30 protein-coding genes and 2 pseudogenes are annotated in these 23899 nt (G+C 31.1%); 25 read left to right on the top strand and 7 right to left on the bottom strand.

Annotated features, from left to right (window positions below; translation table 11 throughout):
- Positions 1-169: 169 nt before the first annotated feature.
- From ACSBO6_RS11410 to ACSBO6_RS11385, 6 genes are all read left to right on the top strand, one after another.
- The gene (locus tag ACSBO6_RS11410) at positions 170-1276 is read left to right on the top strand and encodes a sensor histidine kinase (RefSeq protein WP_498843378.1); all 1107 of its coding nucleotides are present in this window, start codon (positions 170-172) and stop codon (positions 1274-1276) included.
- Positions 1273-1962 carry a response regulator transcription factor gene (locus tag ACSBO6_RS11405; protein ID WP_098846088.1) on the top strand — a complete coding sequence of 230 codons (690 nt, stop codon included), beginning with the start codon at positions 1273-1275 and terminating at the stop codon, positions 1960-1962. The genes ACSBO6_RS11410 and ACSBO6_RS11405 overlap by 4 nt, the downstream gene beginning before the upstream one ends.
- A 218-nt stretch (positions 1963-2180) precedes the next feature.
- A complete protein-coding gene (locus ACSBO6_RS11400) occupies positions 2181-2708 on the top strand; it encodes a hypothetical protein (RefSeq protein WP_098846087.1) in 528 nt (175 codons plus the stop codon).
- Between the two features lie 268 nt (positions 2709-2976).
- Positions 2977-4002 (top strand): Delta(5) desaturase DesA, encoded by a 1026-nt coding sequence (desA, locus tag ACSBO6_RS11395; RefSeq protein ID WP_098846086.1) that lies wholly within the window; start codon positions 2977-2979, stop codon positions 4000-4002.
- Positions 4003-4108: 106 nt separating this feature from the next.
- Positions 4109-5245: a sensor histidine kinase gene (locus tag ACSBO6_RS11390; protein ID WP_098846085.1), complete on the top strand. Its 1137-nt coding sequence runs from the start codon at positions 4109-4111 to the stop codon at positions 5243-5245.
- The gene (locus tag ACSBO6_RS11385; RefSeq protein ID WP_098846084.1) at positions 5242-5841 is read left to right on the top strand and encodes a response regulator transcription factor; all 600 of its coding nucleotides are present in this window, start codon (positions 5242-5244) and stop codon (positions 5839-5841) included. The genes ACSBO6_RS11390 and ACSBO6_RS11385 overlap by 4 nt, the downstream gene beginning before the upstream one ends.
- A 106-nt stretch (positions 5842-5947) precedes the next feature.
- Here the strand turns inward: ACSBO6_RS11385 and ACSBO6_RS11380 are convergent, their stop codons facing one another.
- Positions 5948-6808: an alpha/beta fold hydrolase gene (locus ACSBO6_RS11380; protein ID WP_498843377.1), complete on the bottom strand. Its 861-nt coding sequence runs from the start codon at positions 6806-6808 to the stop codon at positions 5948-5950.
- Between the two features lie 274 nt (positions 6809-7082).
- On the opposite strand from ACSBO6_RS11380, the gene ACSBO6_RS11375 reads away from it, so the two are divergent.
- Together ACSBO6_RS11375 and ACSBO6_RS11370 are read left to right on the top strand one after the other, a co-directional pair.
- A complete protein-coding gene (locus ACSBO6_RS11375; RefSeq protein ID WP_498843376.1) occupies positions 7083-7322 on the top strand; it encodes a hypothetical protein in 240 nt (79 codons plus the stop codon).
- Between the two features lie 57 nt (positions 7323-7379).
- Positions 7380-8249 carry a proline iminopeptidase-family hydrolase gene (locus tag ACSBO6_RS11370; RefSeq protein ID WP_498843375.1) on the top strand — a complete coding sequence of 290 codons (870 nt, stop codon included), beginning with the start codon at positions 7380-7382 and terminating at the stop codon, positions 8247-8249.
- Positions 8250-8606: 357 nt separating this feature from the next.
- Here the strand turns inward: ACSBO6_RS11370 and ACSBO6_RS11365 are convergent, their stop codons facing one another.
- Both ACSBO6_RS11365 and ACSBO6_RS11360 read right to left on the bottom strand, forming a co-directional pair.
- Positions 8607-9254 carry a 2OG-Fe(II) oxygenase gene (locus ACSBO6_RS11365; protein WP_098846080.1) on the bottom strand — a complete coding sequence of 216 codons (648 nt, stop codon included), beginning with the start codon at positions 9252-9254 and terminating at the stop codon, positions 8607-8609.
- 439 nt (positions 9255-9693) lie between these two features.
- A complete protein-coding gene (locus ACSBO6_RS11360) occupies positions 9694-10521 on the bottom strand; it encodes a 5'-nucleotidase, lipoprotein e(P4) family (protein ID WP_498843374.1) in 828 nt (275 codons plus the stop codon).
- A 216-nt stretch (positions 10522-10737) separates the two neighbouring features.
- Here ACSBO6_RS11360 and ACSBO6_RS11355 point away from each other — a divergent pair, with 216 nt between their 5' ends.
- The 4 genes from ACSBO6_RS11355 to ACSBO6_RS11340 all read left to right on the top strand — a co-directional run bounded on the left by ACSBO6_RS11355 (position 10738) and on the right by ACSBO6_RS11340 (position 13215).
- Complete coding sequence (locus ACSBO6_RS11355) at positions 10738-11202, top strand: GNAT family N-acetyltransferase (protein WP_498843373.1); 465 nt, start codon at positions 10738-10740, stop codon at positions 11200-11202.
- 117 nt (positions 11203-11319) lie between these two features.
- On the top strand, positions 11320-12171 hold the full coding sequence (locus ACSBO6_RS11350) for an alpha/beta fold hydrolase (RefSeq protein WP_098846077.1): 852 nt from the start codon (positions 11320-11322) through the stop codon (positions 12169-12171).
- Positions 12172-12197: 26 nt separating this feature from the next.
- Positions 12198-12551, top strand: a complete 354-nt coding sequence (locus tag ACSBO6_RS11345) for an NIPSNAP family protein (RefSeq protein ID WP_098846076.1) — start codon at positions 12198-12200, stop codon at positions 12549-12551.
- A 40-nt stretch (positions 12552-12591) separates the two neighbouring features.
- Positions 12592-13215: a histidine phosphatase family protein gene (locus tag ACSBO6_RS11340; protein ID WP_180232924.1), complete on the top strand. Its 624-nt coding sequence runs from the start codon at positions 12592-12594 to the stop codon at positions 13213-13215.
- Between the two features lie 58 nt (positions 13216-13273).
- On the opposite strand, the gene ACSBO6_RS11335 is transcribed toward ACSBO6_RS11340, so the two are convergent.
- Entirely contained in the window at positions 13274-13738 is a 465-nt protein-coding gene (locus ACSBO6_RS11335) for a hypothetical protein (protein ID WP_098846074.1), read from the bottom strand.
- 189 nt (positions 13739-13927) lie between these two features.
- Here ACSBO6_RS11335 and ACSBO6_RS11330 point away from each other — a divergent pair, with 189 nt between their 5' ends.
- The gene (locus ACSBO6_RS11330) at positions 13928-14308 is read left to right on the top strand and encodes a FixH family protein (protein WP_180232923.1); all 381 of its coding nucleotides are present in this window, start codon (positions 13928-13930) and stop codon (positions 14306-14308) included.
- A gap of 91 nt (positions 14309-14399) precedes the next feature.
- On the opposite strand, the gene ACSBO6_RS11325 is transcribed toward ACSBO6_RS11330, so the two are convergent.
- Positions 14400-14837 carry a cupredoxin domain-containing protein gene (locus ACSBO6_RS11325; RefSeq protein WP_098846072.1) on the bottom strand — a complete coding sequence of 146 codons (438 nt, stop codon included), beginning with the start codon at positions 14835-14837 and terminating at the stop codon, positions 14400-14402.
- Positions 14838-15021: 184 nt separating this feature from the next.
- On the opposite strand from ACSBO6_RS11325, the gene ACSBO6_RS11320 reads away from it, so the two are divergent.
- The 5 genes from ACSBO6_RS11320 (at position 15022) to ACSBO6_RS11300 (ending at position 17162) form a co-directional block, all read left to right on the top strand.
- Positions 15022-15777: a sporulation protein gene (locus ACSBO6_RS11320; RefSeq protein WP_098846071.1), complete on the top strand. Its 756-nt coding sequence runs from the start codon at positions 15022-15024 to the stop codon at positions 15775-15777.
- Between the two features lie 171 nt (positions 15778-15948).
- Complete coding sequence (locus ACSBO6_RS11315; RefSeq protein ID WP_098846070.1) at positions 15949-16245, top strand: hypothetical protein; 297 nt, start codon at positions 15949-15951, stop codon at positions 16243-16245.
- Between the two features lie 80 nt (positions 16246-16325).
- Positions 16326-16610: a hypothetical protein gene (locus ACSBO6_RS11310; RefSeq protein ID WP_098846069.1), complete on the top strand. Its 285-nt coding sequence runs from the start codon at positions 16326-16328 to the stop codon at positions 16608-16610.
- Between the two features lie 14 nt (positions 16611-16624).
- Entirely contained in the window at positions 16625-16948 is a 324-nt protein-coding gene (locus ACSBO6_RS11305) for a DUF2085 domain-containing protein (RefSeq protein WP_498843372.1), read from the top strand.
- Positions 16949-17030: 82 nt separating this feature from the next.
- Positions 17031-17162, top strand: a complete 132-nt coding sequence (locus tag ACSBO6_RS11300; protein WP_056466015.1) for a DUF4023 domain-containing protein — start codon at positions 17031-17033, stop codon at positions 17160-17162.
- 96 nt (positions 17163-17258) lie between these two features.
- On the opposite strand, the gene ACSBO6_RS11295 is transcribed toward ACSBO6_RS11300, so the two are convergent.
- Entirely contained in the window at positions 17259-17411 is a 153-nt protein-coding gene (locus ACSBO6_RS11295) for a YpzG family protein (RefSeq protein ID WP_498843371.1), read from the bottom strand.
- A 239-nt stretch (positions 17412-17650) separates the two neighbouring features.
- On the opposite strand from ACSBO6_RS11295, the gene ACSBO6_RS11290 reads away from it, so the two are divergent.
- From ACSBO6_RS11290 to ACSBO6_RS11280, 3 genes are all read left to right on the top strand, one after another.
- Positions 17651-18361 (top strand): phosphotransferase, encoded by a 711-nt coding sequence (locus ACSBO6_RS11290; RefSeq protein WP_498843370.1) that lies wholly within the window; start codon positions 17651-17653, stop codon positions 18359-18361.
- A gap of 78 nt (positions 18362-18439) precedes the next feature.
- Entirely contained in the window at positions 18440-18640 is a 201-nt protein-coding gene (locus tag ACSBO6_RS11285; protein ID WP_142339212.1) for a hypothetical protein, read from the top strand.
- Positions 18641-18675: 35 nt separating this feature from the next.
- Positions 18676-19461 (top strand): DUF4931 domain-containing protein, encoded by a 786-nt coding sequence (locus ACSBO6_RS11280; RefSeq protein ID WP_483295185.1) that lies wholly within the window; start codon positions 18676-18678, stop codon positions 19459-19461.
- A 59-nt stretch (positions 19462-19520) separates the two neighbouring features.
- Here the strand turns inward: ACSBO6_RS11280 and ACSBO6_RS11275 are convergent, their stop codons facing one another.
- A complete protein-coding gene (locus ACSBO6_RS11275; protein ID WP_498843369.1) occupies positions 19521-20012 on the bottom strand; it encodes a DinB family protein in 492 nt (163 codons plus the stop codon).
- A 288-nt stretch (positions 20013-20300) separates the two neighbouring features.
- On the opposite strand from ACSBO6_RS11275, the gene ACSBO6_RS11270 reads away from it, so the two are divergent.
- From ACSBO6_RS11270 to ACSBO6_RS11255, 4 genes and pseudogenes are all read left to right on the top strand, one after another.
- The gene (locus tag ACSBO6_RS11270) at positions 20301-21056 is read left to right on the top strand and encodes a DeoR/GlpR family DNA-binding transcription regulator (RefSeq protein ID WP_286138312.1); all 756 of its coding nucleotides are present in this window, start codon (positions 20301-20303) and stop codon (positions 21054-21056) included.
- The gene (gene pfkB, locus ACSBO6_RS11265; RefSeq protein ID WP_098846061.1) at positions 21053-21964 is read left to right on the top strand and encodes a 1-phosphofructokinase; all 912 of its coding nucleotides are present in this window, start codon (positions 21053-21055) and stop codon (positions 21962-21964) included. The genes ACSBO6_RS11270 and pfkB overlap by 4 nt, the downstream gene beginning before the upstream one ends.
- Before the next feature lie 11 nt (positions 21965-21975).
- Positions 21976-22399, top strand: a pseudogene (locus ACSBO6_RS11260) (PTS sugar transporter subunit IIA); the annotation flags it as partial.
- 77 nt (positions 22400-22476) lie between these two features.
- Positions 22477-23823, top strand: a pseudogene (locus tag ACSBO6_RS11255) (PTS fructose transporter subunit IIC); the annotation flags it as partial.
- Between the last annotated feature and the right edge of the window lie 76 nt (positions 23824-23899).

The raw sequence follows: 23899 nt of genomic DNA, 5'->3' as shown, positions 1-23899 counted from the left end.
GTCACACTTTTTAATTTTACTAAAATATCATTTTTTGGAAGATGGTAGTATAAAATTTAAGAATTATTTAAGAATTTAATAATAGGCAATTAATATTTCTGAATTATACTTTGCCACAAACAACTATCTAAAGTAATAGTTTATCATTTGGTGAAAGTTGGAGTATATCTTGTCGATTCGAAAACGGTTAATCTTATCTAATATTGCTATGATTGTTATTCCAATCATTTCTTTTATCCTCATCGAGATTTTGCTCGGTGTGTTTTACTATAAGGTTTTTGAACCTAAATTTAATGGTCATCCACCTCATTCATTTTATTTTTTTCGATTCGGAATCATTGTCCCTATTTTTGCAATTACAAATGGTGTGCTATCATATTTTGTTTCAAGAAGCATACTAAGACCTGTAAAAAATCTGACAAATGCTGCTAAACAAATTAGTGAAGGAAATTTAAATTTTGAAGTTAAACCAATAAATAAAGATGAGCTCGGTCAATTAGCAATTAGTTTTGAAAGTATGAGAAAAAATCTAAAAGAGGCAGCGGAAATACAGAAAAAATACGAAGAAAATCGAAAAGAATTAATCGCTAATATTTCACATGACCTTAAGACACCAATTACATCAATAAAAGGCTATATTGAAGGTATTAAAGATGGCGTAGCGAATACACCTGAAAAAATGGAGAGGTATATTGAAACAATTTATCTGAAAACCTTGGATATGGATCAGTTGATTAATGAACTTTTCCTTTATTCAAAGCTAGATTTAAAACGTGTACCATTTCATTTTGAAGAAGTAAATATTCATCATTATTTAGTCGATCGGATTGAGGAGTTAAAATTTGATTTAGAACCGATAAATGTCAGTATTACTTATTGTGAAAATGTGGACAAAGAAAATAGTATTGTTATGATAGACCGGGAACAATTCAAACGTGTAATGACAAATATCATTCAAAATAGTTTGAAATACATGGATAAAGATGAAAAACGGATTTCTATAAAATTAATAGATGACAAAGAAAAAATAACAATAAAATTTCATGATAACGGTAAGGGAATATCTAAAGAGGCGCTTCCGTTTATTTTTGATCGTTTTTATAGAGCTGATCCTTCAAGAAATCTATCAACAGGTGGGACTGGTTTAGGATTAGCGATCGCAAAAAGAATCATTGAAGAGCACGATGGAGAAGTGTGGGCAGAAAGTCAAATTGGTGAATATACAAATATTTTTCTTTCATTAAATAAGAAATCAATATCAAAGGTGACGAAATGAAAAAGGTTTTAATTATTGAAGATGATCAAAGTATCGCATTATTACAACGAGACTATTTAGAACTAAATGATTTTGAAGTTGAAATAGAATCCAATGGGATAAACGGACTTCAAAAAGCATTATCAAAGGAATATGATTTAATCATTCTCGATTTAATGTTGCCAGAAATAAATGGATTTGAAATATGTAAAAAAATAAGGGAAAGTAAAGACATTCCGATTTTAATTGTTTCAGCTAAAACAGAAGATATTGATAAAATTAGGGGATTTGGTCTAGGGGCAGATGACTTTATCGTCAAACCATTTAGTCCAAGTGAGTTAATAGCCAGAGTCAAAGCTCATCTATCAAGGTATCAACGTTTAGCAAGTAAAGGCCAAATAAATGAAGAAGAAATTCAAGTAAAAGGACTTACAATCCAAAAAGATTCTAGAAAAGTTCTTGTAAATGGAGAAGAAAAAATATTCACAACGAAGGAGTTTAACTTACTTACCTTCCTTGCTTCAAATCCAAATAAAGTATTTAGTAAAGAGTTATTATTTGATCGGATTTGGGGATTTGAAACAATTGGAGATATTTCAACTGTAACTGTTCATATCCGTAAAATCCGAGAAAAAATAGAAGTTGACCCATCCAACCCAAATTATATTGAGACCGTATGGGGAGCGGGATATCGGTTTAAAGATTAAAATTAAATAAAAATAAAAGGGTGATCTTGTGAGTAAGTAACTGGCTTATAGGATGACTCTTTTTTATGAAAATAATTAGTTTTCTTGAGTATAAATCAGGCAAATAATTTATCTTTCGTGTTGATTTAAGAATTATTTAAGAAATTGATAATAGTAGCTTTATATCTTACCACTATGATGAAAAGTATAATATTAATGAAAACGGAGGGAACAGGGTAGTGGCGAAAAAGAAAATAAATTTAACGAAAAAAAATATATTAGTTAGTGTACATGTTTTAGCAATATGTGCTTGGTTTGGGGGTACTTTAAGTTTATTACTTTTAGGATTCTATTTGAAAAATGCGCAAAACTCAGAGCAACTAATTTATACACTTTCAAGTATGCATATCATTGATGAAAATTTACTAAAATATCCTGCACTCGCAACTTTATTTACTGGAATTTTACTTTCAGTTTGGACGCAGTGGGGATTAGTAAAGTATTATTGGGTTGTCATAAAACTCGTTTTAACAGTCTTAGTCATTTTGATTGGCATCTTTTTTATAAATGATTGGTTCTCTTTTTTAGTAAAAACTGCAGAAGGATTAGGTGCAAGTGCACTTAATGAAAATAAATTTGAGTCAACTTGGATTTCGATTATAATATCAGGTATTTTTAACTTAAGTTGCTTAGTATTTATGACCTTCATTACGTATTTTAAACCTTTTGGAAAAATAAAAAAGAATAAAAAAGTGGCAAAACCATAAAAAATGTTGCTTTTGGAGCCCTTACTGATTAAAAGTAATACTATTTGAGTATTACTTTTTTTTTATGAAAAAAAGATAATATTTACCAAAAAATGAAACATTCTAATAAATGTGTTTTATTGCATTCAGATTGTAAGTAAGCGTTTCATCGAATATGACATTTGTCATATTTTCCATATGACGCCTGCTACTACCATTAGGAAAAATAACTTATATAATTAGGATAATATAGTAATGAAAAGTTACAACATTAGGAAGGAACTTCTAAATGTCAAAAGAAAATCAAAAAAGTTTACGAAAACAAATTATTCCTTATGAAAAATCAAATTTAAAAGCTAGTATTTGGCAAATGATCAATACTTTTATTCCATTTATATTGTTGTGGTATCTTGCTTATAAAAGTATTTCTATTTCAGTCGTATTAACGATCTTTATCGATGTTGTTGCTGCATTATTCTTAATAAGGATCTTTATTATCTTCCATGATTGTTGTCATCAATCATTTTTTAAGAATAAAACAGCAAATAAAGTTCTAGGCACTATTACAGGGGTTGTTACTTTATTTCCATTCAGCCAGTGGAAGCATAGTCATTCAATCCACCATGCGACAAGTGGTAATTTAGATAAGCGCGGAATTGGAGATATGTGGGTTTTAACTGTTGAAGAGTACATTGCAGCACCGCTCATTACAAAAATACAATATCGTCTATACCGTAATCCATTAATCATGTTTGGATTAGGACCAATTTATATCGTATTAATATCAAATCGATTCAATACGAAAAATGCAAAATTAAAAGAAAGACTGAACACTTATTTAACGAATAGTTTAATTGTTGGGGTTTCAGCATTATTTTGCTATACAATAGGTTGGCAAAATTATTTATTAGTGGAAGGTCCAATCTTTTTCATTTCGGCAGTATTAGGAATTTGGCTTTTCTATGTACAGCACCAATTTGAAGACACTTATTTTGAAGAAGATGAGAATTGGGAATATGTTAAAGCAGCGGTTGAAGGAAGCTCTTTTTATAAACTTCCTAAACTATTACAGTGGATAACTGGTAATATTGGATACCATCATGTTCATCATTTAAGTCCACGTGTGCCGAATTATAATTTGGAGACTGTTCATAATAATACGCTGCCACTACAAAATGTACCGACGATTACACTAAAAACAAGTTTAACATCTTTAAAATTCAAATTATGGGATGAAGAAACAAAACAATTTGTAAGATTTAAAGATCTAAAAACAGTCTATAAAGTAAATCGCGAAAGTTCAGACACTGTCTGAACTTTTGATGTATTTTATTTACATTTTTATAAAGATTAAATTTCATTAAATATGATAAGATTGTTAAAGAAGGCCACAAAACGTTTGAATTAAATGAGGTAAAATTATGTTTAAAAGATATCTAGTTTTCCTAAAAAGTACAGGAATCTCACCATATATTTGGACAGTTTTAGGAATTTCTCCATTTTATTTTATTTTTCTTTCTGCACATTCTACTTTAAGAATCATTATTGGAATTTTACTAACAATATCATTTTTTATCATTTATCGATTGGCATACAGATCAAAAGGGTGGTCAATTTTTCTATGGTCATCCATCTTAATCATCTTATCCACTACAATGAATATACTCTTTAGTTATGTATATTTTGCTTTTTTTATAGCGTATATGATTGGAAAGAGAAAAAATCGAGTTACATTTTTAACTTTGTATATACTTCATTTAGTCATCACTACAATTTCCATCAACATCACGATTATCCTTCAAGAAGAATTAATCATTAGGCAGCTTCCTTTTATTATCATTACTTGGATTAGCGTTATTTTGTTACCATTTAGTTTATACAGTCGAAATGAAAGAGGGCAATTGGAAGAAAAGTTAGTAGATGCCAATAAACGTATTTCAGATCTTGTAAAACTAGAAGAACGTCAAAGAATTGCTCGTGATTTACATGATACGTTAGGTCAAAAACTTTCACTGATTGGCTTAAAAAGTGACTTAGCTAGAAAGTTGATTTCAAAAGATCCTGATTTAGCTCAAAATGAATTAAAAGATGTACAACAAACAGCTAGAACAGCCTTAAATGAGGTTCGAAAAATAGTATCTCAAATGAGAGGTATTCGAATAAAAGATGAACTAATCAGAATTAAGCAAATACTGCATGCTGCTGAAATTACAGTTGAATGTAACGATAACTTCCAACTTACAAATGTATCATTACTTACAGAAAATATTGTCAGTATGTGTTTAAAAGAAGCCGTAACGAATGTTGTAAAACATAGCAATGCTACTTTATGTAAAATATCAATTAAACAAATGAAAAATGAAATTATTTTTTCTGTAACCGATAATGGAGTTGGATGTAATTTAGAAAAATTCTCATCAGGTTATGGCCTAATCGGTATGAAGGAACGACTCGAATTTGTTAATGGAACATTAGAGGTATACTGTGAAAACGGAATGACTTTAATTATGAAAGTTCCGATCGATGTAAAACAAATTGAAGTGGAGGAACTAATATGATTAGAATCGTCATTGCTGAAGACCAACGAATGCTATTAGGTGCGCTTGGATCTTTACTTAATTTAGAAGATGATATGGAAGTTGTTGGTAAAGCTGCAAATGGAGAAGAAGCAGTTAAACTAGTCAAGCAATTACAACCTGACATTTGTATAATGGATATTGAAATGCCTGGCAAAACTGGACTGGAGGCTGCAGAAGAATTAAAACCTTTAGAATGTAAAGTGATTATCTTAACAACTTTTGCAAGATCTGGTTATTTTCAAAGAGCATTAAAAGCAGGTGTAAAAGGCTATTTATTAAAGGATAGCCCAAGTGAAGAGCTAGCTAGCTCAATTAGAAGTATTATTTCTGGGAAGAGAATCTATGCTCCGGAACTGATGGATGATGTATACGCCGAGGCGAATCCGTTAACTGACCGTGAAAAAGAAGTTTTAGAGCTAGTTGCTGATGGTAAGAACACGCAAGAAATTGCGGATGAATTGCGTCTTAAAACAGGAACAGTGAGAAATTATATATCGATGATTTTAGACAAATTAGAAGTTAAAAATAGAATCGAAGCAATAAAACAATCGAAAGAAAAAGGTTGGTTTAAGTGAAGTTATTGGCAGGAGGAATGAACACAAGAAAAGCAGGTAGGGTGAGAATTGACAATAAAATCTTTCAATCCTTTAATGCCTAAATCCTGCATTCCTTGTTTATCATTTAGTTTCCTGCTTCTTTTTTTTCTTTTTTTCTAGATTTTGTTTTTCTTTTTCCAGATTTTTGCACTTCTTTAAAAAATTCGTCTAACTCCTGATTGAATTTATCTGTTTCTTCCAAAAATAAAAGATGACTACTATTATAAAAAGGAACAAATTTGGAATCTTTTATATTTTTTTGAATATATTCACCAGCAGCTAATGGGAAAAATCCATGGCTACCAAAACAAATTAATGTTGGAATATCAACAAGACAAAGCGTATCTCGATAATCTACAGCAGTTTGATTAAATACGATTGTACTTGCAATTGCTGCAGGTAATTTATTCATTTCTTTTAATATCCATTTATGTTCTTTTGGATCAGGTTGATCCTTATACATACCATATATAAAATCACTATTAAATTTGTTCTGATCTTCTTGAATTGACTGCATTACATTTTTTAAAATCATAAAATCAAATGCTCCAAACTCCCAATCTGGCCAAATATAATCGGATGCGGATTGATCAACTACTGTTAGCGCCTTAATATTTTTACTCCCAAACTGATTAACATAATCCCACAATACAAAAGCTCCCATTGACCAGCCTACTAAAATTACATCCTTTAAATTTAGTTTTTCTATAAAGCATTTTAAATCACGAGCGTATTGTGCTACTGTATGCCCATATTGAACTTTCGAAGACTTCCCATGTGCTCGTAAGTCTAAAGTAATAACGCGATAATTTTTACTAAAATATGGTACTTGTTTATGAAAAAAATTACTACTCATCATAACACCATGAACAAAAATAACTGTTTGACCTTCTCCGTGATCTTCATAATAGAGCTTTGTATGTGAATCAAGTTCCACATATGCCAATTTAATCGCCCCCATTGGCTGTTAAATGTCTTACTTTCCTATATTATTTCAACACATAATAATTCATGACTATTCACAATTTCTTTGAATAAGGTTGTTAAAAAACTAAATAGGTAATGCTTAACTCGAAATTCATAATGTTTTTCTTTTTTATATAAAAATGTGGTAAAATTCAGATAAATATAGAAATGATCCAAGCATACATAAAAAGTAATACCTATCGTTTATTTTTACTGGAATGATTACCTATAACACATATAACGGGTGAGAATAAATGGTATACGCAGGATTTTATTGGGTAGGGTTAATCTTTTGGATGTTAATTAGTTCAGGAATCTTACTTTTAGTATGGGGTCTATGGAAAAAATCCTGGAAAACATTAATAGTGAGCGGGATTGTATTTATACTACCAACATTCTATTTTGGTGGGGCGGAGAGTTGGTTGAGGGTAGTTGCATTTTTTCCAATGATTCCTTTAATACTTGCTTATATTATTAAAAAAACCGATGTTTGAGACGGGTGGTTATTTTCCTAGTTAATAGATTGTTTTGAATAAAAAGGAGAGAAATAAATGAACGTGATAGAGGGGTTTATTGAAGTAACAGGCGGGAAGGTATGGTATCAGTTTCATAATAAGAATTCATCTAAAATCCCTGTCGTTGTTTTACATGGAGGGCCTGGATCATCGCATTATTCAATGCAAGGTCTATACGTATTAGCAGAAGATCGACCAGTTATTTTTTATGATCAGTTAGGCTGTGGGAAGTCTGATCGTCCAACAGATCATTCTTTATGGAATATTGATCGATTTGTTGAAGAATTAGCACAAATCAAACAAGCGCTTTCGCTGGATGAGTTTCATATTCTTGGTCATTCATGGGGAACAACCCTAGCTGCAGCTTATTATTTATCGAGACCAGTTGGAGTGCGGAGTATCATTTTTTCAAGCCCTTGCTTAAGCGCACCATTATGGGCACAAGATCAGGATCGAAATCGAAAACTACTCCCACCTGATGTACAAGAAACATTAATAAAGTGCGAGGAAAATGGAACAACAGATTCAGAAGAATACAAAAATGCTAACGCTGTATTTATCAAGCATTTTGTTTGCAGATTAGACCCATATCCAGAATTCCTGAAAAAAGGAAAACACTATAGAAATCCAGAAGTTTACAATATTATGTGGGGGCCATCCGAGTTTCATGTTACTGGAAACTTAAAAGATTTTGACTGCACTTCTAAGTTAAAAGAGATCAAAATCCCTACATTGTATACTTGCGGAAGATACGATGAAGCAACACCTAAGTCAACAGAATATTTCAGTGAGCTAACGCCAAATGGAAAATTCCACGTTTTTGAGCAAAGTGCACATATGCCTTACATTGAAGAGCCAGAAGAATATGTACAAGTAGTTGAAAGCTTTTTGAATGAAGTTGAATAATAATGAAATTGAGAAACGTAAGGTTGATCCCTTGCGTTTTTTTGATGATAGATTGATTTCGTTAGTATTGGAGTGCTTATTAGGAGATTGGAAAAGGAGGAATGTGGTTTTTAGTAACTTAAGGGTGTTGAAGAGGAAGTTAATTAGGGAAAAAATGAGGATTGGTATCTCATGTAGAGTTCATGAGGAAGTAAAATCGGAAAAAATCGAGATTTAGTACCACTGGAGAGTTCATGAGGATGTAAAAGGGGACAAAATTGATTAATAGTAACTCATATAGTCTGCATGAGGAAGTAAAATAGGACCAGATATTTTTGGAATTATCTGAAATATCTGGTCCTAAAGATGCAAATTATTCTAGCGAATACGTTGTCGTCTCATCCACTGAGTCGCAACCCATTTTTCTCCGCTTATAACAGGGCTACCTGCATGGATTGTAAGTTCATTGATTGCTTCGTCCTGATAAAAATATTCAAAGTATAAGGCAGTGCCTTTTTTGGCGGAAACAGAATAATTGAGCGCAGGAAAAATCGTTTCGCCGCCTTCTTCCACATCATTTAAATAGAGAATGAGTGTACTAATCCTATTATTATTTGTTCGATGGTTGGAAAAGTAATCAAAATGTGGTTTATACTGTTGCCCAGGTTCGTAATGAAGCACTTGTAATGGTTCCGCATGTTCGATTGAAATATTCATGATCGTTTCGATTCGTTTTTCAATACGTTTAATTAGTTCCGTTTCACTTTCCTCAAAAAACATCCCACTACTTGTTCGCATATCATTTTCCTCATGAGTTAACCCTATTTTTGAGCGTTTCATGCGTAATTTCGAATGGTTAATTAAATCGTCGCATTCTTCATCACTTAAAACATTATTAAGTAAGACAATTAATGGTTCCTCTTGCCGAGTAAGAATCTCAACCTCGCGATCAATTGTTTGGATTATCTGACCAGTATGATTAAAAATGGTTTGTTCGATTTCCTTTAAATTTCCTACTTCTAACATTTTGTCACATCTCCTTGTACATTTTGTCATCTATATCCTAGGAAAATTGATACGCACATTACGTTGAACTTTTGAAAAACACATTGTAGAAAAGAACTAAAATTTAAAATGATTTATCAGATAAAAATTATGTTTTTAGAATAAATTCCTCATTGTGTTGACATTTTCCTGCTTAAATCAAAGCCAAACAGACTGTTGTTACAAGAATTTTTCGAAAATTGACTTTGTATTGTTTTAATTGAGGTAATTTGGGAGTTTTGTTGAATATTAGATGTGTAAATCATATCGAAATGAAAAGAAGGCGGAAGAGTATGAGCTGGAAAATAGAAGGAATGAAAAAATCTTAGGAAATAGTATTTTTCCATTCTTATATGTGAGGATTAAGATAGAAAAAAGGTTAGATAAGTTAAAACTAACTCATCTAACCTAAGAAAGAAGCCTATTTCATTGGTTGTAAAGCCTTGTATCGATCGACTGCTTTTTCATCAGCAGTTTTTGACATTTTATAATGATAGATCGCGTCTTCCCAATCTCCATACATCGGATTTGGTAATTGGATATATTTTACCCCAAGGTCTTTTGCAATTTTATCGACATTATCTTTTCGAGTTTTCAAATCCGCTTTATAAAAAATATCTGATAGATCATTTGAATTATCGCCTATTAACATAACAATTTCGTGTGTTTTTGCAATTTGGGCTTGTCTTGGTCCTTTTTGAGCTGTATCTGTTTTAAGAAATAAATGTTTTGAGTCAACATTCGGTAATCCATGTAAATTTAAATTTTTAATTGTATCATTTCTTGTTTTTTCAGGGCGGTTTGTAAGATAAAAAACATCTACATTCATTTTTTTCGCTGCAAGCAAGAAATCTTTTGCACCTGGGATTAGTTCGGCTTTTGCCATATGAATCCATTCATCCCATCCTTGTGGATAGGAAGCATTATTTTTGATCGACCATGCGGTATCAGGGGAATTATCAAGAATTGTTTCATCAATGTCTAAAACAACTGCAGCAGGTTTTGGTTTATTTTTTAATTTATCAGTTGCTTTCTTTTTAGCCATTGTTTCAGCCAGTTCTTCTTTTGCCTGGTTATAGATTTGAATTTGCAAAGCCTTGTTTTCCGCAGAGGTTTGAAACCAATTAGTAGACATAACATTATGTTCTTGTGTGCTCCTTGCGAATTCGGCTTTACTAAAGCCTATGCCAGCTAAGGAACCAAAGGCAAATGCAAAAAAGATAGATAGAATAATAACAATTTTTTTCATACTATTTTCCTTTCATCTATATTAAATGTACTAGCTAAGTAAAAATTAGTTAGTAAATATGAAAAATTGCTTTTCAAGGTTGTTATATCCTAAAGACTAAAAAATATTCGTCTTTTTAAAAATTTCATTTACCGAAATGTCGGAAATTTCAGAATTCAACAAAGAAAGTGATATGATAAAAGTGATTTAATTTTTAAGTTTAAGGGAGAGCGAACGATGATGATTCATTTAAAAATCGTAACAAGAGAAAATTGGGAAGAAGCTATTAAACTTGAAGTAAATAGTGAACAATTGAATTTTGTTCCCTCGGTTGCAGTATCACTTGCAAAAGTATATATAAAACCAGATGGTGAAAATGTGGAATATATCCCATTTGCCATTTATGATGATCAGACGATGGTCGGATTTATTATGCATGCTTTTGAAGAACATACAACAAATAGCTATTGGATCAACGGGTTTTTAATTGATAAACAGTTTCAAAGTAAAGGATATGGTAAATTAGCATTTGTTGAAATGATTAAGTGGATCGGGAATAAATTCCAGCAATGTAAAGAGATTCGATTAACAGTTCATAAAGATAATAAATTAGCTATGAATTTATATAAGCAATTAGGTTTTATTCCGACTGGTAACTACTTTGGAGAAGAAGAGGTTTGGTATTATATTGTTCAAAGATAACTAAATTTTACGGATATATATTTATGGATAATATGTGAACAATTTTTTAGAAGATAGGAATTAGAACCTGTTTTCAAGAAATAGTAGAGTATGTCAAAAAGTAGGGGTTTTTACGTTATGGAGAAATGGGAACGGAGACTAATTAATACGAAAAGAGGGACATTTGAAGTATTTTGTAAAGGTGAAGGAGAGCCTTTATGTATCACTCATAATTACTCTGAATTTAATGATTCGGGAGATTATTTTGCAAATTCATTTACTACATTATTTAAAGTATTTTTAATAAATTTAAGAGAAACTGGTAATTCTGAAAAAGCACATTCTCCTTATGAATTAAGTATGCTAGAAACAATATTTGATCTAGAAGAAATTAGGGAAACATTAGGTTATTCATCCTGGAGTTTTGCCGGTCATTCTACCGGTGGAATGCTTGGAATTATTTATGGAATCTATTTTTCAAATTCTTTAAATCATAATTTGATTGTTGGAGCTGCAGCGAGAGATTATGCAACGTTTTCAAAAAACTGTATTTATAACAAAGCTCATCCGCAATATAATATCATGCAAGAATTAATTGAAAAGTTAAAAGATACTACAATATCTAATGAAGAAAGAGAAGCTCTATCAATTGAACGGACAAAGTTATCTTTGCATAAGCCAAATCGATATCACGAATATTTTAATTTACCAATCTCTAAAAAAATGTCAGCAATTCGACTAAATTATTTCAATAGGGAATTGCAAATTTACGATGTAACAAGAAAGTTATCATTAATAAGTTGTCCAACTCTAATTATTTGTGGCAAACATGACGTACAATGTCCAATCGAATATTCAGAAGAAATGGCTGAAGGAATTGAAAATTCAAAATTAGTCATTTTACATGAAAGTAATCATTATCCATTTTTAGAAGAGAAGGAACTGTTTTTGAAGGAAGTAAAACAATTTACTAAAAAAACGCTTGTCTAAATCCACAGTGTGGAGTAGAGGTAAAAATGATCTATAGGAAAAAGTCTTATAAAATAAATCCAGATCAATTAGAACAATTTAATGATTTTTTTCATTTTTATTTATACCCAAATCAAATCAAGCATGGTGCTAAATTAATTGGTAGGTGGGTTAACGAATCGAATGATAAAATTGAAGCGATTTGGCAATATGAAAGTATAGAACAGAATGAGCAGATTGAAAAGATGATCAGGAAATCTGAGCTTCATCTGAATGCAAAAAAGAAAAGGGCTCAATTAGGTGAATTATTTGAAGAAAGTCATCAAGAATTTCTTACTTCAACTTCACCAATTGGAATATATGAAATACCTAAACATTGTTTGGATTTATTTCAAAAATAATAGCGGAGAAGTTTTATTTACGAAAGCTGGAGGAGCAAAGTTGTTAACAATTTATTTAACAAGACACGGTGAAACGGTGTGGAATATCGAAAATCGATTACAAGGATCAAAAGATTCCGAACTTACTGCTAGCGGGATTATTGATGCTAAATTATTAAGTAATAAATTAGCTAAAGTGAGTTTTAGTAAAATATATACTAGTTCGAGTAAACGTGCAGTAACAACTGCAAATATTTTAAGAAACAATTCATCGATTCCAATTATTGAAGAAGATGATTTAAAAGAAATTAATTTTGGTGAGTGGGAAGGTAAAACGAAAAAAGAAATAAATGATTGTTTTGAAAATGAATTTGAATCTCTTTGGAAAACACCTCATTTATACGACCATCGTCCACATCAAGGTGAGAGTTTACTCGCCTTAACAGAAAGAGTAGGAAATGTCATCCAAACTATTTTAAATTCGAATGAAGAAGGTAATATATTAATTGTTACACATGCAGTTGTATTGGCAGCGATTGTAGCTCATTTAAAACAATCACCAATTGAAAAATTATGGGATCTACCTTATGTCCACGGAACAAGTTTAACGATAATTAATTTTGGAGAAGAGAAAGAGTTGGACTTTATGTTACTATGCGATACAACGCATTTGAATCGTATTTAATGTTCTTACAAAAATAAAATAGCCTACCTAATTTAAACTAGGTAGGCTATTTTTATGTTCAAATTGAATGGAGGGATTTTTCATTTTTATTGAATTTGCTAACTTCTTGATCAATCACTTTAATTAATAGGATTGTAACTAATACAAATACGACGTCTATAAAATAGATTAAGATGTTTAAATAAGTCTCCTGTAGCATAATACCAAGCATTGCTCCCATCATTCCACCCATAATTCCCGCAGTTATCCCTTCTAATACGGCCATTAGTGATAAAGGTTTACCAGTTAAGTATCCGATTAATATGCCTGCTGTCATGGAAAGAATTGTCGGAATGGTTAAATCAGTATTCCGAAAAAAAATACCAAAGATTGTACCCACGGTGACACTTGTCATCATTGAATTCGTCATACTGATCATTTTTCCGACTGTACAAGAAAGTTTTTCTTTCTTTCTATTAGTGATGATGATGACATATGATGAGAGTAGAACAGTTAAGACAATGCTAGCCCATTCTAAGAACATTCAGTTAAACTCCTCCCTCCCTATGTAGAATCCTTAGTTGTTTGAGTTATAACGTTCAATTATATGTTGAAAAAGCTTAATTGTATGAATGTGATAACAATAATTTTATTTTTATTTGTGTAATCAAATTTTCATTTCTTTTTTTAAGTCAGTTTAGAGTGAGGTTATCTTAAAATAGGAGTGATGTTAATGAAGAAAGTGTTTTACATATTCATAACCCTATTATGTAGTTTAGTACTATGTTCTGGTTGCGGAAAAAAGGCTGAAATTAAATCGAGTCCTTTTTTAGATCATATTCAATTATCTATTAATGAAAAAAAATTAACAAATAAAAAGCAAACACATGTGTATTTAGTAAATTTAGTAGATACCGATGGAAATGAAGTAGATGTAGATTCGGTTTATTTTAAAATGGAAATGAAAAGTATGAATCATCATGTTGAAGCAAGTATGAAGAAAATAAATAAAGGTATATATGAAGTGAGTTTAGAACTGCCAATGGAAGGTACTTGGAGTAAACAAATAACTTTAATAAAAGGTAAAAATGAACGTAAAGTATCAATTAGATAAAGATGAATTAGAAAAAGATAGTAAAATTTAGTAAAGATAATTTTTTACTATCTTTTCTATGAAAGTTAATTGGTTGTCTAATCTTAAATCATTAATCTACAACAATATAACCAATCATAGGTGCCACGTCATGAGAATGATTATCACAAATTAAACGGTATGTACCTTCTTTTTTAAAAAATAAAGGTACCTCGGTCGTTTTACCTTTGGCTACCACACCGGTAATATTCGTTCCTTCGATATGAAAATGATGTTCTTTTCCATTTATTCCATGAATTTTTAAAGTTACTTTTTTGTTTTTATCAATAACGATTGTACCTGGATCCCATCTATAAGCTTCAATTTCCGTTCCATCATCTAGCTTTGTACTAAACTCGGCTGTGATCATATCGATGTCGAACGTTTTTACATGCTGCTGGACTGCAGTTTGAACTGATTTTGGTGTTAAATAATACCAACCACTTACTCCAATAACAACAAGAAGAAAACAAATTAATAACCATTTTTTCTTAATAAAAATAAAGTGCATAAAACACCTCCAAAATTAACTTCTTATTATAAAATATGCTCAACCTTTTAATAACTTGTCTAATACATAATTATTTCTTTTATTCATAATCTAATAGAAGGAATTAAATACTTAAATTTGGATTATTCAACACTAGAAATCTACTATATAATGGAAATATAGTAATTTCTTTGGAGGGGATCTAATGTTTAAAAAAGTACTAGCTAGACTAGGAATTGGAGCTGCTACGGTAAATACAATTATCCATACGAGAGATTTATATCCAGGAAAAAATGTTGAAGGTGTAGTTGAAATTAAGGGTGGATCAGTTGCGCAAGAAATTAATCATATTGGCCTTAAGTTAAAGTCTTATGCTCAAAAGAAAAGTGGAGACGATGAGGTAAATGTAAAAATCCAATTACATGAAGAGCGTGTTTCTGGCAAAATGAAAATTGAAGCGAATGAACAAAAAGTCATTCCTTTTACGTTCCAACTGCCATATTACACACCGATTACAATCGGACATGGCCAAGTTTGGATTGAGACGGATTTAGATATCGATTTAAGTATAGACCCTACAGATACTGATTTCTTAAAAGTTCATCCACATGAAGAACTAGCAAACTTTGTAGAAGCATTTACGATACTTGGCTTCCGTTTACGTCAAGTTGAGGTGGAGGCTCAAAATGGTCGTTTCTATCAAGAGTGGGAATTTGTTCCAAACTCCAAGAGGGAATGGCGATTTGATGAAATTGAATGTATGATTGAACCAAATAAAGATGGTCTGTTTATGAGGGTTCAAGTAGATAAATCAGGTTCACATCGTGGTTTAGCAGGTTTACTTCAAGAATCATTCGGATTGGATGAAAAGAAAACATCTCTTAACTTTAAAAATGAACAACTTAAAGATGCTCAAACTATTGCAAACTCAGTTAGGGCTTTTTTACAACAATATAACTAATTAATAAAGTAAGAGACCGTTATTGTCTCTTACTTTTTAATTTTTGAAGATTCTCATTCTTGAGACTGAATTTAAATCAAATTTCTAATAAAAACTATTCGTTTAAGAATTTTTAGAATACAATAGGATTATTAGAAAAAATTTACATTTTTAAGTTGAAAAGGAGAATATATGAGATCAAACGTTAAAAATATGAAATGGATTTCGGGTGGTTTTGAAGCATTACTCGGTATTCCTGTTTTAGGTGGTTCGATCGTTATTGGTTTTGGCTATACGCCATTATTTATCGCTTTAATTCTTCACATTATTACACTCGTGTTAGCGAAAAAAGCTGGTGTCTCTGCTAATGGGAATATTTTTGGAATCATCACATCTTGTCTTGCATGGATTCCTGTTTTAGGCATGATCATGCATATTTTATCAGCCATTTTTATTTTGATTGGTGCAGCAACTGGTCGTTCTAAATAAAAGGATAGTAAGATTTAATTGGTAATTACAAGACTAACATCGAGTTAGTCTTTCATTATTTTTATGAAAGAGTGGTAAAGTTGGTCTTTTTCTTAATCAGTGGATTTTTCATTCTTCTTATTGTTGGTATCGTTTTAATTGTGAAGGGTTTTCTACTTAAAGGACTATTATTAATTAGTGCAAGTATCGTTTTTGGAATTATAATGATTATTTATTATGAGCGGAGAAGAAAAAAAAGAAAAGCGTGCGATTGGTGTGATTGCGGTGATTTTGGTTATGTTCCAGATTGTGACCTCCCTGATTGTCATCATCACATGCCAGATTGTGCACCGGATTGCGATTGTAGTCCAGATTGTCCAAGCTAATAGGAGGATTAAATTTGATTTTAAATTGGATTCCTTGTCATAGAAGGCAAGACAGATCATTTCGCATAAGTTCATATACTTTTCCACTTTGTGCAAGATGTACGGCAATTCTATTTGGTTATTTGTTTCTTCCATTTTTATTTATGATCGCATCATTCCTTTATTGGTGGTACATTCCAATTTTAATGTTCCCTTTATTGATTGACGGGTTTACACAAAAATGGAATTGGAGAGAAAGTAATAATTTTTTACGTTTCATAACGGGATTACTATTTGGTATTGCACAAACTATTTTAATTATAAGGTCTGTATTAGACTTGACAAAAATTCTCATGTAATTTCTACATTATGCTAATATGAATTTTTTCCTTCTTGTTTGGTTAAAGTAACATTTAGATTCTTTACAAGGAGGCTTAAAAAATGGAAGATACGCATGAATTTGTCGAAAAATTACATGAAAAACAAAGAAAAGACCAAAAAAATAAAGAACACCAAGGTAATGGAACACCAAATGAAAAACTACCTACTAAACAACATGGAACAAATAAATAATTGAGTATGACTAGCCATGGCGGTTGCCTGTGGCTAGTTTTTTGTTAAAAGAAAGGAAGACAACTAAATGTCTTCCTGCTCCTTAATTATCCTTTTTTACCATCTATGTGCCTTAGCGTTGCTTTTTAAAATGATTGTATTCTGAGACTCCATAGTATGTCCATTGACTTGTGATTTAGCATGTTTAGGTCTAGTCCAATTGTGGTAAAATTTTTGAGATTGAGGATCTAAATGATTTTTTATGGTCATGTTTGATTCACCTCTAAGATAATTTAGGATATCTTTGATATTCAAGTCGAATATCGTTGTTAGTATTTGAAAAATAAACGAAAAAGATACAATTTTAAAGCACTAAATTAGATTTAGGTTTTTTTAACTTGTATTTTAATGAATAGAACATTAGCCACTAAAATTAAAATGAAATTATCCTGAAGGAATCAGTTACCTTTTATGGACTCTTTTAAGTTCAATATTAAACATTATTTGATTTGAAAAGATATAAAGGATGGAAGAATTCCGTTATATTAATTGAAATTGTAAAGAACTTAAACAGAAAAAATTGGCATAACGATAAGCATTTTAAAATTTTAATTAACAATTACGCGTATTCAGCTAGATTTATTAGTTTACATCGCTCGAATAATGAATTCTTTGGTGAACTTTCAGATGAAATAATTGAAGAACAAATAAAATTTACAGAATTTCTAGTTGAAAATAGAATTCCTTTTATGGAGATCGTTAAATCTAGAAAGAATGAACGTTTTTTGAGCGTTTTAATTGATAATCAACCGTATCGTTTTATATTATTTAAATGGATAGATGGTATACATATGACTAAATTTAATCAAGTGATCACCGAAGAAGTTGGAAATATGGCAGCTGTTTTTCATAAGACTGCCACTCGGTATTCATGTAATTCTTTTCCTAAAACATCCCATTTAATTGCATATGAAGGATTTGTGAATAGGCTTAAGGGCGAATTAAATTCAAAAGATATTTTGAAAGAAAATAAATCATTACTAAATGAATATTTAGAAATGGCCAAACTGCATTTAAAGAATGCAGAAACAGATCAATTTGATTTTATTATTCAATCAGATTTGAATCCATTAAATATTATTTGGAATCATGATGCCTCAACTATAAAAGGAATAATTGATTTTGAATCGATTACTTATGTTGATCGAATTGAGGGGTAAGCATGGTTAATTAAATGGTATTCAAAAACAAGCGACAATAAATCAATCGCAATGTCAAAGAATTTAGCTGAAAAATTTATGAATAAATATAGTAACTTTTTTCAAATTGGATCAGAGCATATTGATCGCCTTTCTTCCTTACTTTGGCTTTCTGGATGCATAAATTGGGGATTCTATCAAAAAACTTCAAATTTAATCAATTCAAATGAAAATAAATTAAAACCTCATTTAGATAATTATTTAAAAAGAGGTAATGAATTAAAGTCGTTATTAATTTAAAAACATATATACTCAAAGGGGAAACCGTGATGGATATTCAAAATGAGGTCTTACAATTTAAAATGGATATTGGTGTTAAAAAACCTGATAGTATTAAAAATAAAGAAGTTAAATGCCCATTTTGTGATCGTGAAAACTTAACGGATATTATTGATACATCCGGCTCGATCATTTATTTGAAAAATAAATTTCCAACATTAGAAGATACTTTGCAAACTGTTATTATAGAAAGTGATGATTGCAAAGGAGATCCTTCGAAATATTCTTTAACACATTTGAGAGAATTATTAACTTTTGCGATTGATAAATGGGATGAAATGGAATCGACTGGAGAATTCAAATCTGTCATTTTATATAAAAATCATGGCCCATTATCAGGGGGAACACTCAGTCATCCACATATGCAAATAGTTGGATTAAAAAATATAGATTACAACAAAAAGGTAACAGATGTGTATTTCGAAGGGATAAACATTTCGTCGGATATTGGATATGAATTAAATATTTCTACTCATCCAATTATGGGGTTTAGAGAATTCAATATACTAATTGATGATCGGAAATTTATTCCACAAATGGCCGTTTACCTACAAATGGTTACTCATTATTTACTTAATCATTTTTATAAAGGACTTCAAAGCTATAATTTATTTTTTTATAAATGGAAGGGTAAAATAATTTGTAAAATTATTCCTAGATTTGTTGTATCTCCATTATTTATTGGCTATTCAATTTCACAAGTGTCAAATCAGCTAGAAGTACATAAAGATCAAATTCTTAGTCTTTACAAAAAGGAATTAGAGGGAATTGCTTCAATATGAAAAAGAGCTTACGCGTTGTAAGCTCTTTTTCACGTTTTTGATTTCCATAACAGCTGTGTTTATTTAATGAATAATTCGTTTTTTAATTCTTTAATTTGCTCAATATGACGTTTTTCATGAACACCTATAAAAGGAATCCATTGCTTTAAATTGATTTGTCCAAAAATCGGATGTGGCATTCCTTTATCATCTAATTTTTGATCTTTCGTAAGTTCAACAAATTCAAGTAGTGATTTTCTTGATTGGTTTAATTTTTCAGTTATTTCTTTTTTAGTCATAAATTGATCCGTTGGTTCAAAATGGGGTGGAGCGGTTATTTTTTTCGTTCGATCAATTGCTAGATGAATTGGCTTATCTTGTATAACTTCACTAGGTGCTTCATTGAATGTTCGTATCATCAGCTTTACTAATTTAGATTCGATTAAGTATAAATGTTCAAGTACTTGCATAATGGACCATTTTTCATTATTTATCTTTCTATTTAATTGCTCGTCTGTTAAATGATCAATAACTTCCATTAGTTCTTCACGAATTTTGATATTTTCCTTCAAAAGAAATTCCCCTTTTCAATTTACATTATTAATTTTTTACATCACTCTATGAATCTAAAATTTGAGTATTACTTATTTAGATAAATATTATGAGTAATCATAAGAAATACTATAAAAAACAAGTTTAAATTCTTATTTTTAGTTTAATGTGGTTTGTAATTATTTACAAATTCGAATGATTTTGAACGATTTTGAATGGTTCAGAATGTTATTGAATGTTTTTGAAAGAAAATGATTGATTTTTCATTTTTTGTGTCTTATACTTGGTTTAGTGAAAGGATGAATTTTATGTTAACTCCTGAAAGACAACAATTGATTATCGATATGATAAAAAAAATGGGTATTGTGAAATTAAGGGATATCGTTGAGGCGACAAATACTTCTGAGTCGACAATACGTCGTGATTTAGTGGAGCTTGAGTCTCTTAATCTCTTAAAAAGAGTTCACGGTGGAGCAGCTTCAATTAATAGCAAAGCCACTGAATTAAGTATGACTGAAAAAACATCCAAAAACGTTCAAAGTAAAAAATTAATCGCTGGGCTTGCAGTAACTCAAATTAATGATGGCGATTGTATCTATTTAGATGCTGGTAGTACTACATTCGAAATGATTCCTTTATTAAAGGGTTTGAATGTAACGGTCGTAACGAATGGATTGATGCACGTTGAAGCGCTTTTCGATAATGAAGTGTCCGCATATCTTATTGGCGGAAAAATGAAAGGGCATACAAAAGCATTGATTGGGAGCATGGCTTCTGAAAGTTTAAAGAATTATCGGTTTGATAAGTGCTTTATCGGAACAAATGGAATCCATCTCAAGTATGGCTATACCACACCAGATCCTGAAGAGGCGTTTGTAAAGAAAACAGCAATTTCTATGTCAGAGAAAGTATTTATTATGGCTGATTATAGTAAATTTGGCGAAACAAGTTTTGCAAAGATTGGTGAAATTGAAGAAGCAATTATTTTAACAGACGAAATAGATGATGTTCTAGCCAAACAATATGGGGAAAAAACATCTTTGATAAAGGTAGTGAAATCATGATTTATACAGTAACACTTAATCCTTCAATTGATTACATCGTTGAAGTAGACGATATTCGGTTAGGAAAAATTAATCGAATGAAAAGGGAAAATAAATTTCCAGGTGGTAAAGGAATTAATGTTTCTAGAGTTTTGAAACGATTAGATGTAAAAAGCATTGCACTTGGTTTTGTTGGAGGATTTACAGGAGATTTTATTAAAAATGTGTTGGAGAATGAAAAAGTTACATCTGACTTTGTTCAAGTAGAAGGCGATTCTAGGATTAACATAAAATTAAAATCTCAATTAGAAACGGAAATAAACGGACAAGGCCCTGCAATTTCAAAGGAAAAACTAGATCAATTTTTTTATAAACTAAAACAAATTAAAAAAGGTGATTATGTCGTATTAGCTGGTAATATCCCTAATACATTACCAGCTGATTTATATGAGCAATTGGCTTTGTGGGGACACGAAAATGGGATTCAGATTATAGTCGATGCAAGTGGAAAAGTACTTTTAGATGTGGTTAAACATCGTCCATTTTTTATCAAGCCAAATCATCATGAATTAGGTGACTTGTTTGATGTCAAAATTACTTCAATTGAACAAGCAATCCCGTACGGTAAAAAATTAGTTGAAATGGGTGCTCAAAATGTAGGAATATCGTTTGCTGGTGATGGAGCGGTACTTATTACTGAGTCTTCTATTTATATTTCAAATGTTCCAAAGGGAGAAGTCATTAATTCAGTTGGTGCAGGTGATTCTCTTGTGGCTGGTTTTATTGGTACTTATGTAAAAACAAATAATATTGAAACTGCATTTAAAGTAGGTGTAGCATCAGGCAGTGCTACCGCATTTTCAGAAGATTTAACAAAAAGAGAGAAAATTGAAGAATTACTTAATCAAGTAAAGATTGAAAAAGACTAGGGGGACGAATGATGAGAATCACAGAATTATTAAAAATAGATACAGTTCTCATTGATTTGAATGCAACATCAAAATTGTCAGTAATTGATGAATTAATAAAGGTTCTGGATCATGCAGGGAAATTAAATGATAAACAACAGTTTAAAGAAGCGATTTTAACACGTGAAGGTCAAAGTACAACCGGAATTGGAGAAGGTATTGCAATTCCACATGCTAAGACACAAGCGGTTAAGACTCCTGCAATTGCATTTGGTCGATCAAAAGAGGGAATTGATTATGAATCACTTGATGGTCAAAAAGCGCATTTATTTTTTATGATTGCAGCTAGTGAAGGAGCAAATAATGCGCATTTGGAAACATTATCTAGATTATCTTCACTATTAATGGATGAAGAATTTCGTAGCTCATTATTAAGTTCAAAAGACGCAAATGAAATTATTCAATTAATCGATCAAAAAGAAAAATCATTAACTAATGAAAATGAAGATACAGTAATAGAAAATTCTTCTCGTCCACTAGTCCTTGCAGTAACTGCATGTCCAACAGGTATCGCACATACTTATATGGCCGCAGATGCATTAAAGGCAAAAGCAAGAGAATTGAATATTGACATAAAAGTTGAGACAAATGGATCGACTGGAATAAAAAACGAATTAACTAAAGACGAGATTAATAGAGCAACAGCTATTATCGTAGCAGCGGATAAACAAGTAGATGTAAATCGATTTGATGGAAAACATGTCATCCAAGTACCGGTAGCAGATGGAATTCGTAAGTCTAAAGAGTTACTTGAAAGAGCTGTTAAACAAGATGCACCAATATTCCATGCTAATCATACTAGTAGTGGAAGTTCTTCATCTAATCAAGGTTCTGGTATTTACAAGCATTTAATGAATGGTGTAAGTAATATGTTACCTTTTGTAGTTGGTGGAGGTATTCTAATTGCGTTAGCATTTGCTTTTGGAGGAATTCATACAAAAGGTCCAGTAGCTGAATTACTAATGAAAATTGGTGGAACTGGTGCTTTTAGTTATTTAGTTCCGATATTGGCCGGTTTTATTGCAAGTTCGATAGCTGATCGTCCTGGATTTGTACCAGGGGTAGTTGGTGGATTTTTAGCTTCAAGTGCTGGAGCAGGATTCTTAGGTGGATTAATTGCAGGTTTCTTAGCTGGTTATGTTGTACTTGGGCTTAAGAAAGTATTTTCAAAGTTACCTAATTCATTAGAAGGTATTAAGCCGGTTCTCTTATATCCTGTATTTGGATTATTAATTACTGGTATTTTAATGGAATTAGTTGTAAATCCTCCTGTAACTTATTTAAATTCAGGTTTAACTCATTGGTTAAGTAGTTTAAATGGTGGAAACGCTATATTATTAGGATTAATCCTTGGCGGAATGATGGCAGTCGATATGGGTGGACCGATTAATAAAGCGGCATTCACATTTGGTATAGCTGCAATTGCAGCTAATAATTTTGCACCACATGCTGCTGTAATGGCAGGTGGTATGGTACCTCCATTAGGTATTGCTTTAGCTACTACACTTTTTAAATCAAAGTTTACTGAAATGGAACGAAAATCGGGTATTACAAACTATGTTATGGGAATTTCTTTTATAACAGAAGGAGCAATTCCTTTTGCCGCTGCAGACCCAGTAAGAGTAATTATTAGTTCTGTTGTAGGTTCTTCAATAGCAGGTGGTCTTGCAATGGCATTTGGTATTACATTACCAGCACCACATGGGGGAGCATTTGTTATTCCGTTAGTAAATAAACCAGTATTGTATATATTAGCAATATTAATAGGTTCAATCATTACAGCGATTATGCTTGGAATTTGGAAAAAAAGAGTAAAATAATGAAGTAAAATAAAAAGGCGATCTTAAGGTCATAAATTGACTTATAGGGTCGCCTTTTACGATTCAAAAAGTTAAT

The sequence above is a fragment of the Bacillus sp. AL-1R genome (genome assembly GCF_052180195.1).
Lineage (GTDB): Bacteria > Bacillota > Bacilli > Bacillales > Bacillaceae_G > Gottfriedia.
The sequence above is the reverse complement of the archived record's forward strand: the minus strand, read 5'-3'. Positions and strand labels throughout refer to the sequence as shown.

Coding starts and splice junctions, on each gene's coding strand:
- ACSBO6_RS11360 (WP_498843374.1), bottom strand. CDS start 10,521: ATGAAAAAAATTGTTATTATTCTATCTATCTTTTTTGCATTTGCCTTT.
- ACSBO6_RS11375 (WP_498843376.1), top strand. CDS start 7,083: ATGGTATACGCAGGATTTTATTGGGTAGGGTTAATCTTTTGGATGTTA.
- ACSBO6_RS11390 (WP_098846085.1), top strand. CDS start 4,109: ATGTTTAAAAGATATCTAGTTTTCCTAAAAAGTACAGGAATCTCACCA.
- ACSBO6_RS11270 (WP_286138312.1), top strand. CDS start 20,301: ATGTTAACTCCTGAAAGACAACAATTGATTATCGATATGATAAAAAAA.
- ACSBO6_RS11330 (WP_180232923.1), top strand. CDS start 13,928: ATGAAGAAAGTGTTTTACATATTCATAACCCTATTATGTAGTTTAGTA.
- ACSBO6_RS11355 (WP_498843373.1), top strand. CDS start 10,738: ATGATGATTCATTTAAAAATCGTAACAAGAGAAAATTGGGAAGAAGCT.
- ACSBO6_RS11300 (WP_056466015.1), top strand. CDS start 17,031: ATGGAAGATACGCATGAATTTGTCGAAAAATTACATGAAAAACAAAGA.
- ACSBO6_RS11285 (WP_142339212.1), top strand. CDS start 18,440: ATGAATAAATATAGTAACTTTTTTCAAATTGGATCAGAGCATATTGAT.
- ACSBO6_RS11385 (WP_098846084.1), top strand. CDS start 5,242: ATGATTAGAATCGTCATTGCTGAAGACCAACGAATGCTATTAGGTGCG.
- ACSBO6_RS11405 (WP_098846088.1), top strand. CDS start 1,273: ATGAAAAAGGTTTTAATTATTGAAGATGATCAAAGTATCGCATTATTA.
- ACSBO6_RS11345 (WP_098846076.1), top strand. CDS start 12,198: ATGATCTATAGGAAAAAGTCTTATAAAATAAATCCAGATCAATTAGAA.
- ACSBO6_RS11370 (WP_498843375.1), top strand. CDS start 7,380: ATGAACGTGATAGAGGGGTTTATTGAAGTAACAGGCGGGAAGGTATGG.
- ACSBO6_RS11315 (WP_098846070.1), top strand. CDS start 15,949: ATGAGATCAAACGTTAAAAATATGAAATGGATTTCGGGTGGTTTTGAA.
- ACSBO6_RS11350 (WP_098846077.1), top strand. CDS start 11,320: ATGGAGAAATGGGAACGGAGACTAATTAATACGAAAAGAGGGACATTT.
- ACSBO6_RS11325 (WP_098846072.1), bottom strand. CDS start 14,837: ATGCACTTTATTTTTATTAAGAAAAAATGGTTATTAATTTGTTTTCTT.
- ACSBO6_RS11365 (WP_098846080.1), bottom strand. CDS start 9,254: ATGTTAGAAGTAGGAAATTTAAAGGAAATCGAACAAACCATTTTTAAT.
- ACSBO6_RS11295 (WP_498843371.1), bottom strand. CDS start 17,411: ATGACCATAAAAAATCATTTAGATCCTCAATCTCAAAAATTTTACCAC.
- desA (WP_098846086.1), top strand. CDS start 2,977: ATGTCAAAAGAAAATCAAAAAAGTTTACGAAAACAAATTATTCCTTAT.
- ACSBO6_RS11335 (WP_098846074.1), bottom strand. CDS start 13,738: ATGTTCTTAGAATGGGCTAGCATTGTCTTAACTGTTCTACTCTCATCA.
- ACSBO6_RS11320 (WP_098846071.1), top strand. CDS start 15,022: ATGTTTAAAAAAGTACTAGCTAGACTAGGAATTGGAGCTGCTACGGTA.
- pfkB (WP_098846061.1), top strand. CDS start 21,053: ATGATTTATACAGTAACACTTAATCCTTCAATTGATTACATCGTTGAA.